Here is a 12,546-nt window from a genome sequence, read left to right on the forward strand (position 1 = left end):
TGCCCAATGCCCGTTCTTGTGATGAAATTCGGCGGTACATCTGTCGCCAATCTGGACCGCATCCGCCGCGCGGCGAAACGCGTGGGCGTTGAGGTGGCCAAGGGCTATGACGTGATCGTTATCGTCTCTGCCATGTCGGGCAAGACCAATGAGCTGGTCGGCTGGGTCAATGAGACCTCGCCGCTGTTTGATGCGCGCGAATATGATGCTGTGGTCTCCTCGGGCGAGAATGTGACGGCGGGTCTGATGGCGCTGACGCTGCAGGAGATGGATATCCCCGCGCGCAGCTGGCAGGGCTGGCAGGTGCCGCTGAAAACCACCAGTGCCCACAGTCAGGCCCGGATCGAAGAGATCCCGCCGGAGAACATCAATGCGAAGTTCGGCGAAGGCATGCGCGTCGCCGTGGTTGCAGGGTTTCAGGGGATCAGCCCTGAAGGCCGTATCACCACGCTGGGCCGGGGCGGGTCGGATACCACCGCTGTTGCCTTTGCCGCGGCCTTTGAGGCGGAGCGCTGCGATATCTATACCGATGTGGACGGGGTCTATACCACCGACCCGCGGATCTGCGATAAGGCGCGCAAACTGCATAGGATCGCGTTTGAAGAAATGCTGGAGCTGGCCTCGCTGGGCGCCAAGGTCCTGCAAACCCGCTCTGTTGAACTGGCGATGCGCTACAAGGTGAAGCTGCGCGTGTTGTCGAGTTTTGAGGAACAGTCCGACGAGGCCGGAACCCTGGTCTGCGACGAGGAGGAAATCATGGAATCCAATGTTGTGGCCGGTGTGGCCTATTCCCGTGACGAAGCCAAGCTGACCGTGCAATCGGTCGCCGACCGTCCCGGCATCGCGGCACATATCTTTACCGCGCTGAGCGATGCAGGTGTGAACGTCGATATGATCGTTCAGGATATCTCGGCCGAGGGTCGCACCGATATGACCTTCTCCTGCCCGACCGATCAGGTGGCGCGCGCCGAACAGGCGTTGCAGGCGGTAAAGCAGAAGGGCGAGCTGAACTACGCCGAACTGCTGGCTGACCGTGATGTTGCCAAGGTTTCGGTGGTTGGCATCGGTATGCGCTCACAATCAGGGGTTGCAGCCAAGATGTTCAAGGTGCTGTCGGACGAGGGCATCAACATCAAGGTGATCACCACCTCCGAAATCAAGATTTCGGTTCTGATCGACCGGAAATACATGGAACTTGCAGTGCAAGCACTGCATGATGCCTTTGAATTGGACAAGGCGGCCTGATCTGGACCTGGCTGCCTGACACCGAAACCTGTGTGAACGGCCCCCATGGTAAAGACGACCGAATCCGAAAGTCGCAATCTGTTGATGCGCTTGCGCGAGGCGATGGCCGGTGATGATGCCGGTCAGGCCCGGCTGGACAAGATCACCCAGCTGATCGCCGATAGCATGCGCAGCGAGGTGTGCTCGGTCTATCTGTTCCGGGACGAGGAGACGCTTGAGCTCTGCGCGACTCAGGGTCTGAACGTTGAATCCGTACACCAGACACGTATGCGGATCGGCGAGGGGCTGGTGGGCCGTGTGGCGCGCTATGGCAAGGTGGTCAACACCCCGGATGCCCCCAACGCCAAGGGGTTCCGCTATATGCCGGAAACCGGGGAGGAGCGTTATGCCTCTTTCCTGGGGGTGCCGATTCAGCGGCTTGGCGAGATGCTGGGCGTGCTGGTGGTGCAGTCCAAGGACGCGCGCGAATTCTCCGCCGATGCGGTCTATGCGCTGGAAGTGGTTGCGATGGTGATTGCCGAAATGACCGAGCTTGGCGCCTTTGTTGGCGAGGGCGCGGCGCTGTCGCCCCTGCACCAGCAACCGGTTCTGCTGCGGGGAACCATCGCGCAGGAAGGCGCTGTTGAAGGCCACGTCTGGCTGCATGAGCCGCGCGTTGTTGTGACCAATCCGATTGCCGATGACCCGCACCGCGAGCTTGAGCGCCTGCATGAATCGGTCGAGGAGCTGCGGGTCGGCGTCGACAAGATGCTGGAGGTCTCCCAGACCGGTGACAAGGAACAGTTGCAGGTTCTGGAAGCCTACCGGATGTTCGCCAATTCCAAAGGGTGGATGCGGCGGATGGAAGAGGACATCGGCCGCGGTCTGAGTGCCGAGGCGGCGGTGGAGAAAGAACAGTCCCAGGCGCGGGCGCGCATGGGGCAGGTGCAGGATGCCTATCTGCGCGAGCGGCTGAGCGATCTGGATGATCTGTCCAACCGGCTGCTGCGAATTTTGACCGGGCAGGGCCGTGAAACCGGTGCTGAGCTGCCCGAGGACCCGGTGCTGATTGCACGGAACATCGGCCCCGGTGAACTGCTGGAATATGGCCGCAACCTGCGTGGCATCGTGCTGGAGGAAGGCTCTGTCGGCTCTCATGCGGCGATCATTGCGCGCGCGCTGGCCATTCCGCTGGTGGTTCACACCAAACGCATCACCACCGAGGCGCTGAACGGCGACCATATCATGGTGGACGGGGAGCAGGGTGTGGTACATCTGCGGCCGGATGACACCGTTGTGGGGGCCTTTCGCGACAAGATCGCGATGCAGGCCAAGGCGCAGGAACGCTATGCCTCGATCCGTGACAAACAGGCGCTGACCCGCGACGGCACACGTGTGAACCTGCTGATGAACGCCGGGCTGATGGCCGATTTGCCGTCGCTGGAAAACTCCGGTGCCGAAGGCGTCGGGCTGTTCCGAACCGAATTGCAGTTTCTGGTCCGCAACCAGATGCCGAAACGATCCGAACTGGTGGCGCTGTATCAGCGGGTGTTGGATGCGGCTGGCGGCAAGCGGGTGGTGTTCCGCACGCTGGACATCGGGTCGGACAAGGTGCTGCCCTATATGAAGCCGACCGATGAACCGAATCCGGCACTTGGCTGGCGGGCGATCCGGGTTGGTCTCGACAAGCCCGGTGTGATGCGGATGCAGTTGCAGGCGCTGATGCGCGCCGCCAACGGGCGTCCGCTGACGGTCATGTTCCCGTTTGTGGCGCAGTTCGAGGAGTTCCGCGCCGCCAAGGCCGAGGTCGCCAAGACGCTGGAACGCGAACGGCGCCTCGGGCATCCGCTGCCGGAAAAACTGGAAGTCGGGGCCATGCTGGAAACCCCGTCGCTGGCCTTTGCGCCGCAGAAGTTTTTCGACGAGGTCGAATTCCTGTCGATCGGCGGCAATGACCTCAAGCAGTTTTTCTTTGCTGCGGACCGTGAAAACGAGAGGGTGCGCAAGCGTTACGACACATTGAATGTGAGCTACCTGAGCTTTATCGCGCAAATCGTTGAGCGTTGCGAGATTTCCGGGACACCGCTCAGCTTTTGCGGCGAGGACGCCGGGCGCCCGATTGAGGCGGTCTGCCTGGCGGCGATGGGGTTGCGGGTTCTGTCGATGCGACCTGCCTCGGTTGGCCCGGTCAAATCGCTGCTGATGCGTGTCGATCTGAATGCTATTCGCAAAATCATTGCCGACGCACGCCACCGAGGCGAGCAAACGGTGCGTCCGGCTGTGATGCAATATCTGCGAGAGCTCTGAGCCGGGATCCTTCGCACCATAGTCTGCATTGGGACCGCGCAGCCGAGGCTGCGCGGTTTTTTTGACTGAGGATCAGGTTAGGGGTACAGCCTATGAGTGTGTTGTGGATAGCCGTAGGTAACGGGTCTGGCTGGTGGCTTTGGTTTGGTCTTGATGAATCGTGACTGCGCAATCGAATTTACTCTTTAACATTTTGTAAATACCTTCCAAACTTGACTTATCTCGATATTTTTGTCGGTTCTGAATGTCCCGGCAGGGTGTCTCGTTTGAGTTGAGAATGCCCAAACTGTCCCCCAACTTATCCACAGCGCCGTCCCTGTTGTTCAGGTTGTTTTATCTATCTGAAAACATTGAATTAATTGTGGTTTTGCGGGAGATCGGATGACCCGTTTGAGACAAGTTCTCTACATCAATTGTGGGGCTTATCCACTTGAAATTTATCGGGAAATTATGGCTGAATAGCTTGGGTTTCCGCGCCCATGGCGATGGCGTCCGAGAAAACCGGGGCAAGAGTCATGCTCTTGCCAGTATTGCAGAGCGGAGATGAATATTCCCTTAATGCGGATCTCCTGCAGGTCTGGCAAAAGCTTCAAGTTTAAAAGTTTAAGCTTGAAATTTATTGCCGTGCGCTTATCCTGTGCTCAGCTTTGATCGCAATAGGGGAGTGGCACCATGAAAATCGCCTGTCTGGGAGGCGGCCCCGCTGGCCTGTATTTCGCGATTTCGACCAAGCTGCGTCAGCCGGATGCCGAAATCACGGTTTTTGAGCGTAACAAGCCCGATGATACCTTTGGTTGGGGTGTGGTGCTGTCTGATGACGCGCTGGACAATCTGGCCGCCAATGATCCCGTCAGCGCCGAGCGGATCCGCGATAAATTCGCCTATTGGGACGATATCGCCGTGGTGCATGACGGCGTGCGGACCGTGTCGGGCGGGCATGGGTTTGCGGGCATCGGTCGCAAGGCGATGCTGGTGATCCTGCAGGAGCGGGCGCGCGAACTGGGTATTGATTTGCGGTTCGAAACCGAAGTCGGATCGGCCGCGAGCTATCAGGCGGATTATGATCTGGTCGTGGCCTGCGACGGGCTGAATTCGCGGGTGCGAACCGAGTTTGCCGCGCATTTCAAACCAAACGTCGATGTGCGCCCTTGCAAGTTTATCTGGTTGGGCACACAGCAGAAATTCGATGATGCCTTTACCTTTATCTTTGAGAAGACAGAGCATGGCTGGATGTGGATCCACGCCTATCAGTTCGACGCTGACACCGCGACGGTGATCGTTGAATGCTCGGCCCAGACCTGGGAAAACTGGGGCTTTGAGGCGATGAGCAAGGACGAGATCCTGCGCACCTGCGAGGCGATTTTTGCCGATCATCTGGATGGGCACGCGCTGATTTCCAACGCGGATCACCTGCGCGGCTCGGCGGTCTGGATCAACTTCCCCCGTGTGCTTTGCGAAACATGGTATCATCAGAACGTGGTCTTGCTGGGCGATGCCTCGGCCACGGCGCATTTCTCCATCGGGTCGGGCACGCGACTGGCCTTTGACAGCGCCATCGCATTGGCGGAGTTCATTAGCACCGAACCGACGTTGGAACAGGCCTTTGTCCGCTATCAGGAGGAGCGGCGGCTGGATGTGCTGCGGTTGCAATCGGCGGCGCGCAACTCCCTGGAGTGGTTCGAGGATGTGGAACGCTATCTGGATATGGACCCGGTGCAGTTCAACTATTCGCTGCTGACCCGGTCGCAGCGGATTTCCCATGAAAACCTGCGCCTGCGGGATGCGGATTGGCTGGCCTCTGCCGAGAAATGGTTCCAGACGCGGGCGGGTGCCAGCGAGGATGCCCCGGTGCGCCCGCCGATGTTCGCCCCCTACCGGCTGCGGGAGATGCAGCTGAAGAACCGTGTCGTGGTGTCGCCGATGGCGCAGTACAAGGCCAAGGATGGCTGCCCGACCGACTGGCATCTGATCCACTACGGCGAACGCGCCAAGGGCGGAGCAGGGCTGGTCTATACCGAAATGACCTGTGTGTCGGCGCAGGGGCGGATCACGCCCGGCTGTCCGGGGCTTTACGCGCCCGAGCATGAGGCCGCCTGGACGCGGCTGACGGAGTTCGTACACAGCGAGACCGACGCCAAGATCTGCTGTCAGATCGGCCACTCGGGCCGCAAAGGCTCCACCCAATTGGGCTGGGAGACCATGGACGCGCCGCTGCCAGAGGGGAACTGGGAGACGGTTTCGGCCTCTGCTCTTGCGTGGACTGAGGATAATCCGGCCCCGCGCGAGATCACAGCGCAGGAAATGGAGGCCATCAAGGCGCAATTCGTGGCCGCAGCTCAGATGGCGGATCGCGCCGGGTTTGACATGATCGAACTTCACGCGGCGCATGGTTATCTGATTTCATCCTTCATCTCGCCCAAATCCAACATTCGAACCGATGAGTATGGCGGCGCGCTGGAAAACCGTCTGCGCTACCCGCTGGAGGTGTTTGAGGCGATGCGGGCAGCCTGGCCTGCAAGCAAGCCGATGTCCGTGCGTATTTCCGCCAACGATTGGGTCGGCGATGAAGGCGTCACGCCGGAAGAGGCGGTCGAGATTGCGCGGGCGTTCACCGCGGCGGGCGCGGATATCATCGACGTCTCCGCCGGACAGACCACACCCGAGGCACGGCCGGTCTATGGCCGGATGTTCCAGACACCGTTTTCGGATCGGATCCGCAATGATGCGGGCATTGCAACCATGGCGGTGGGCAATATCTATGAGGCGGATCACGCCAATTCGATCCTGATGGCCGGCCGGGCGGATCTGGTCTGTGTCGGGCGGCCACATCTGGCAGATCCCTACTGGACCCTGCATGAGGCGGCGCGGATCGGTGATCGCCATGCAGACTGGCCGTTGCCCTATCAGGCCGGGCGCGATCAGGCCTGGCGTCTGGCCGACCGCGAGGCGGAGGTGATCCGGGCATGAGCGAGATCTGCGGGAAACATGTGGTGATCACCGGCGGCGGCTCTGGCGTGGGCGCCGCCCTTGCGCGGGGCTTTGCGGCGCAGGGTGCGCGGCTAACGCTGCTGGGGCGGCGCAAGGCGCCGTTGGAGGACGTCGCCGCCGAGGTGGACGGCCTGCCACTGGCCTGTGATGTCACCGATGCCGAGGCGGTGCGCGAGACGCTTGCGGCGGCCCGTGAACAGCAGGGCCCGATCACCATTGCCATTGCCAACGCGGGTGCGGCGCCTTCCAAGCCCTTTGCCAGAATGGATGAGGGCGATTTTGCAGCCGCGCTTGCCGTCAACCTGTCGGGGGTGTTCAACCTGTGGCAGGCGGCGCTGCCCGATATGAAGGCCGAAGGCTGGGGACGGATGATCGCCGTGGCCTCTACTGCCGGACTGAAGGGATACCCCTATGTCGCGGGCTATTGTGCGGCCAAACACGGGGTCATCGGTCTGACACGGGCGTTGGCGCAGGAGCTGGCGCGCAGCGGGATCACGGTGAATGCGATCTGTCCTGGGTTCATTGAGACGCCGCTTCTGGAGCGGTCGATTGCCACCATTGTGGCGACCACCGGCATGAGCGCTGACGACGCGGCGAAATCCCTGCGTGCAGGCAATCCACAGGGGCGGTTCATCCAGCCGGAGGAGGTGGCGGATGCCGCGCTCTATCTGGCCGGGACGGCTGCCGCATCCATCAATGGCAGTGCGCTGCCGATCACCGGAGGCGAGATCTGATGCAGACCGACCGCTCCAAGGACCGGCTGCGGCTGTGGCTCAAGGTTCTGAAGGCCACCCGCGCCGTGGAAAGCGAAATCCGCGAGAACCTGCGGCAGGAGTTCAGCACGACTTTGCCGCGTTTTGACGTGATGGCCGCGCTAAGCCAGCATCTTGACGGGCTGAAGATGAGTGAACTCTCCGGCGTGCTTAAAGTCTCCAACGGCAATGTGACCGGCATCGTCGAGCGGCTGGTGGATGATGGCCACGTGCAGCGCGAAAAGGTGCCCGGTGACCGGCGCGCCAGCCGGGTGCGGCTGACCGAGGCGGGGGTGGCGGAATTTGCCCGCCAGGCCGCCGCGCATGAGGCCTGGATCGACCGGATGTTTGACAGCGTGCAGGAGGTGGAGGTGCAGACACTGTCCGACGCGCTGGATCAGGTGGCTAAACGGCTTGAGAATGAAGGACGCAAGGGATGATCTCGACGGATACCAAGTATTTTCTGTGCTCTGTTGACGCGGGTGTCGCAACGGTTGCGCTGAACCGGCCCGAGCGGAAGAACCCGCTGAGCTTTGAGAGCTATGCCGAGCTGCGCGACTGGTTTCGCGAGCTGCATTACGATGACGACGTAAAGGCGGTGGTTTTTGCACCCAACGGCGGCAACTTCAGCTCCGGCGGCGATGTGCATGATATCATTGGCCCCCTGACGAAGATGTCGATGAAGGAGCTGCTGGCCTTTACCCGCATGACCGGCGATCTGGTCAAGGCGATGGTGAATTGTGGCAAGCCGATCATCGCCGCGCTGGACGGCGTCTGTGTCGGGGCCGGTGCGATCATCGCGATGGCCTCGGATATCCGGATCGCCACGCCCGAGGCCAAGACGGCCTTTCTGTTTACCCGCGTCGGGCTGGCGGGCTGCGACATGGGCGCCTGTGCTATCCTGCCGAGGATCATCGGTCAGGGACGGGCGGCGGAGTTGCTTTATACCGGGCGATCCATGAGCGCGGATGAGGGCCATGCCTGGGGGTTTCACAACCGAATCGTGGCCGCTGACGAGCTGATGGCTGAGGCGCGCAACTGGGCTGAGCGGATCGTTTCGGGTCCGAATTTTGGTCATATGATGACCAAAACCATGCTGGCACAGGAATGGTCGATGTCGATCGAACAGGCCATCGAGGCCGAGGCGCAGGCGCAGGCGATCTGCATGCAGACGGCCGATTTCGAGCGCGCCTATCAGGCCTTTGTGAAGAAAGAAAAACCCCTGTTTGAAGGGGATTGATCCGACCCCCGGAGACCCCGGCGCCGGAGGAGGGCGCAGAGGCCTCCGGCGGGAGTATTTGGGGAAAGATGACAGGCGCTGCCCTGTCCCGGGAGGAGCGATATGGCGGATAGGACGTTTCTGAGCTGGCCGTTTTTCGAAGAACGCCATCGGGCGCTGGCGGAGGAGCTGGAGAGCTGGGCTGCCGGGGCCCTGGCGGATATCGATCACGGCGATACCGACGCGGCCTGCCGGGCGCTGGTTGCGGCGCTTGGTGCAGGCGGCTGGACGCAGCATTCCGGCGCCATGGCCGGAGAGGCGCTGGATGTGCGCACGCTCTGCCTGATCCGCGAAACGCTTGCGCGGCACGACGGTCTGGCGGATTTCGCCTTTGCGATGCAGGGGCTCGGGACCGGGGCGATCTCCCTGTTTGGCAGCGCGGGTCAGCGGCAGGAGTGGTTGCCGCTGACCCGCTCGGGCAAGGCGATCGCGGCCTTTGCCCTGACGGAGCCGCAGTCGGGGTCGGATGTGGCCAATTCCACCATGACCGCGACGCTGGATGGCGATCATTACGTTCTGAACGGGGAGAAGACCTGGATCTCCAACGGCGGGATTGCCGATGTCTATACTCTGTTTGCCCGTACCGGCGAGGGACCGGGGGCGAAGGGGCTCTCGGCCTTTGTGGTGCCTGCGGGCCTGCCGGGGTTTGAGGTGGTGGAGCGGCTGGAAACACTGGCGCCGCATCCATTGGCGAGGCTGAGGTTCACAGATTGCCGGATCCCGCGCAGCGCCCTGCTGGGAGAGGCGGGGGCCGGTTTTAAGATTGCGATGTCGGTGCTGGATGTATTCCGCTCCACCGTGGCGGCGGCTGCGCTGGGGTTTGCCCGCCGGGCGCTGGACGAGGCGCTGGCACGGGTGACGACGCGCCATGTGCAGGGCGCGCCGCTGGCGGATTTGCAGATGGTGCAGGGTCATATCGCCGATATGGCGCTGGATGTGGATGCGAGCGCCCTGCTGGTTTACCGCGCTGCCTGGGCCAAGGACAGCGGCGCGGCGCGGATCACCCGCGAGGCCGCCATGGCAAAGCTGTTTTCCACCGACCAGGCGCAGCAGGTCATCGACAGGGCGGTACAGCTGCATGGTGGTGACGGCGTGCGGCAGGGCCAGAAGGTCGAGGAACTCTATCGCGATATCAGAGCGTTGCGGATCTACGAGGGGGCTTCGGATGTGCAGCGTGTGGTGATCGCCCGTCAGGCGATTTCCGCGTTTCAAAAAGGGGGCTGAGATGCTGGGACCAAGCGCACATATCGACACATTCACCCGCGATAACCTGCCGCCGGCAGATCAGTGGCCGGAGTTCCTGATGGAGGGGTTCGACTACCCCGAGCGGCTCAATGCCGCGGTCGAACTGACCGATGCCATGGTGGCCAGGGGATTTGGCGACCATACCGCCCTGATCGGCAACGGGCGGCGACGCACCTACAAGGAACTGGCCGATTGGACCAACCGGCTGGCCCATGTTCTGGTCGAGGATCTGGGGGTGAAGCCGGGCAACCGGGTGCTGATCCGTTCGGCCAATAACCCGGCCATGGTGGCCTGCTGGCTGGCAGCGACCAAGGCGGGGGCGGTGGTTGTGAACACCATGCCGATGCTGCGGACGGGGGAGCTGGGCAAGATCGTTGACAAGGCTGAGATCAGCCATGCGCTCTGCGACACGCGGCTGATGGAGGAGCTGGTGAGCTGCGCCAAAACCTCGGCATATCTGACGTCCGTTGTGGGGTTTGATGGCACCTCCAACCATGATGCCGAGCTGGACCGGCTGGCGCTGGAAAAGCCGGTGAGTTTCGAGGCTGTGGCCACGGGCCGGGACGATGTGGCGCTGCTGGGCTTTACCTCGGGCACCACCGGCGCGCCCAAGGCGACCATGCATTTCCACCGTGATCTGTTGATGATTGCGGATGGCTACGCGGCGGAAGTACTGGGCGTGACGCCCGAAGATATCTTTGTCGGCTCGCCGCCGCTGGCGTTTACCTTCGGTCTTGGCGGGCTTGCGATTTTTCCGCTGCGGTTCGGGGCGGCGGCGACGCTCTTGGAGAATGCCTCGCCGCCGAATCTCATCGAGATTATCGAGAAATACCGGGCGACCGTCTGTTTTACCGCGCCAACCGCCTACAGGGTGATGTTGCGCGCGATGGAAGAGGGGGCCGATCTGTCGTCGCTGCGGGCGGCCGTTTCCGCGGGCGAGACGCTGCCCGCGCCGGTTTATGAGGAATGGATGGCGCAGACTGGCAAACCGATGCTGGATGGGATCGGGGCGACGGAGATGCTGCATATCTTTATCTCCAACCGGTTCGACGATCATCGCCCGGCCTGTACTGGCAAGCCGGTCCGGGGGTATCAGGTGCGGGTGCTGGATGCGGAGGGCAAAGAGGCGCCGCGCGGCGAGGTTGGCCGGCTGGCGGTCAAGGGGCCGACGGGTTGTCGCTATCTGGCGGATACGCGTCAGGATAGCTATGTGCGCGATGGCTGGAACATCACCGGCGACAGCTTCGTGATGGACGCTGATGGCTATCTGCATTTTGCGGCGCGCAATGACGATATGATTGTCTCGGCCGGGTATAATATCGCAGGCCCGGAGGTCGAGGCGGCGCTGCTGTCGCATGAGGCGGTGGCCGAATGCGCGGTCATTGGCGCCAAGGATGAGGCGCGCGGAGAGATTGTGCAGGCGCATGTGGTGCTGGCCGAGGGCAGCAGCCCGTCGGATGTTTTGACCAAGGCGCTTCAGGACCACGTCAAGGCGACCATCGCGCCCTATAAATATCCCCGCGATATCATCTACATCGACGCCCTGCCGAAAACCGAAACCGGCAAGATCCAGCGGTTTCGCCTGAAAGCGGAGTAGCGCAGGGATCCGCCTCGGGATTCCGGCTGCTAGAGGACGGGCACCTGTTCCAGCCGCCGTATCAGGTCGGGAGAGATTGCGTCCGGGCCATCGTTGAACTGGGCACGGGAGACGAAATTCAGATGCCGTGAAAGCAGCGTCAGCTTTGCCGAGGAGATCTCTTCGTAGAAGGCCTTCATGTCGTCGCGCGCCATCAGCTCGGTGATCTTGCTGCGGTGGGCGGTGACCGCAGCGTCATGCAGCGCCTTGATCCCCTTGAGCCGTTTGAGCCGGGTCAGTTCCTTTTTCGTTGCCGGAAGGCGGCGCTGGATGGAGAGATCCTGTTCCATGTTGAAATTCATGCGCATCCAATAGGCCAGCCCCTGGTCGCGCTCCACATGGTTCACCCGGCCACGGTCGCGTTTGACAAGGAAGCTTTCGGTGCTGCGTACGGCGTAATGGTTCAGCGTCACCATGTCGTAGCCGTGGTCGCGAATGCCGAAACGCCAGCCCTGATCGGCCATATCCTCGGGCACCGGTTTTCCCGTGCCTGCCACCCAATTCGGCATCCCCTCTATGCGCCGTTTCAGCGGACGGTGGACGCCAATGCGGTCATAGCCTCCGGCGACATGGTCCCCTCGCGTTCGGAACAGGGTTTTGATGCCCCAGGCCTGGATCGGGGCAGGGCAGTATTTGGGCGCGCAATAGGTATGCTGCTGTGTCAGCAGCACGTCCTCATAGGAACTGCGGAAACTGTTGCCGAACAGGCGCCATTGCATCGAGATCATGTCTGGATCACCGGTGGCAGCAAAAAGGCTGTCGAGGTCGCCGTCGCCAACGTGAATGTTCACGAACTCATCCACATCAGAGACCAGAACCCACTCGGCCTCCCGGACCAGATCAAGACCTTCTGCGAATTTCAACGCACCTTTCTGCGGATTATAGCCGCTGCCCATCTCCTGATAGGGGTTGTCCATCCGGGTGACATAGCCACGGGCCGCCAGCGCATCGAGCAGCTCGACAGTGCCGTCGTCGCAGTCATTGGTGAAAACCAGGATATGATCGAACCCGAGGGCGCGGTGGTGGGCGACCCATTCCAGGATGAAGGGGCCTTCGTTTTTCATACAGGTGATGATCAGACGCTGAGCCGTCTTTGCGGGGCGTGTTGTCATGAC

The 12,546-nt window shown here is 61.8% G+C and carries 9 protein-coding genes; 8 read left to right on the top strand and 1 reads right to left on the bottom strand.

Annotation, left to right across the window (positions count from 1 at the left end; all coding sequences use genetic code 11):
• The first annotated feature begins 6 nt into the window (after window positions 1-6).
• The 8 genes from VWZ87_RS12210 to VWZ87_RS12245 all read left to right on the top strand — a co-directional run bounded on the left by VWZ87_RS12210 (window position 7) and on the right by VWZ87_RS12245 (window position 11,392).
• A complete protein-coding gene (locus VWZ87_RS12210; protein ID WP_416535067.1) occupies window positions 7-1,245 on the top strand; it encodes an aspartate kinase in 1,239 nt (412 codons plus the stop codon).
• Between the two features lie 45 nt (window positions 1,246-1,290).
• Complete coding sequence (gene ptsP, locus VWZ87_RS12215) at window positions 1,291-3,531, top strand: phosphoenolpyruvate--protein phosphotransferase (RefSeq protein WP_340546109.1); 2,241 nt, start codon at window positions 1,291-1,293, stop codon at window positions 3,529-3,531.
• Window positions 3,532-4,203: 672 nt separating this feature from the next.
• Window positions 4,204-6,498 carry a bifunctional salicylyl-CoA 5-hydroxylase/oxidoreductase gene (locus VWZ87_RS12220; protein WP_340546108.1) on the top strand — a complete coding sequence of 765 codons (2,295 nt, stop codon included), beginning with the start codon at window positions 4,204-4,206 and terminating at the stop codon, window positions 6,496-6,498.
• On the top strand, window positions 6,495-7,253 hold the full coding sequence (locus tag VWZ87_RS12225) for an SDR family NAD(P)-dependent oxidoreductase (RefSeq protein ID WP_416535068.1): 759 nt from the start codon (window positions 6,495-6,497) through the stop codon (window positions 7,251-7,253). Before VWZ87_RS12220 ends, VWZ87_RS12225 begins: the two co-directional genes overlap by 4 nt.
• Window positions 7,253-7,711 carry a MarR family winged helix-turn-helix transcriptional regulator gene (locus VWZ87_RS12230; RefSeq protein ID WP_416535069.1) on the top strand — a complete coding sequence of 153 codons (459 nt, stop codon included), beginning with the start codon at window positions 7,253-7,255 and terminating at the stop codon, window positions 7,709-7,711. Before VWZ87_RS12225 ends, VWZ87_RS12230 begins: the two co-directional genes overlap by 1 nt.
• Complete coding sequence (locus tag VWZ87_RS12235; RefSeq protein WP_260104929.1) at window positions 7,708-8,511, top strand: enoyl-CoA hydratase family protein; 804 nt, start codon at window positions 7,708-7,710, stop codon at window positions 8,509-8,511. Before VWZ87_RS12230 ends, VWZ87_RS12235 begins: the two co-directional genes overlap by 4 nt.
• Window positions 8,512-8,613: 102 nt before the next feature.
• On the top strand, window positions 8,614-9,774 hold the full coding sequence (locus tag VWZ87_RS12240; protein WP_416535070.1) for an acyl-CoA dehydrogenase family protein: 1,161 nt from the start codon (window positions 8,614-8,616) through the stop codon (window positions 9,772-9,774).
• 1 nt (window position 9,775) lies between these two features.
• Entirely contained in the window at window positions 9,776-11,392 is a 1,617-nt protein-coding gene (locus tag VWZ87_RS12245; protein WP_416535071.1) for an AMP-binding protein, read from the top strand.
• A 29-nt stretch (window positions 11,393-11,421) separates the two neighbouring features.
• On the opposite strand, the gene VWZ87_RS12250 is transcribed toward VWZ87_RS12245, so the two are convergent.
• Complete coding sequence (locus VWZ87_RS12250) at window positions 11,422-12,543, bottom strand: glycosyltransferase family 2 protein (protein WP_416535072.1); 1,122 nt, start codon at window positions 12,541-12,543, stop codon at window positions 11,422-11,424.
• Between the last annotated feature and the right edge of the window lie 3 nt (window positions 12,544-12,546).

The organism is Phaeobacter sp. JH20_37 (assembly GCF_048056015.1).
GTDB classification, from domain to species: Bacteria; Pseudomonadota; Alphaproteobacteria; order Rhodobacterales; family Rhodobacteraceae; genus Phaeobacter; species Phaeobacter bryozoorum.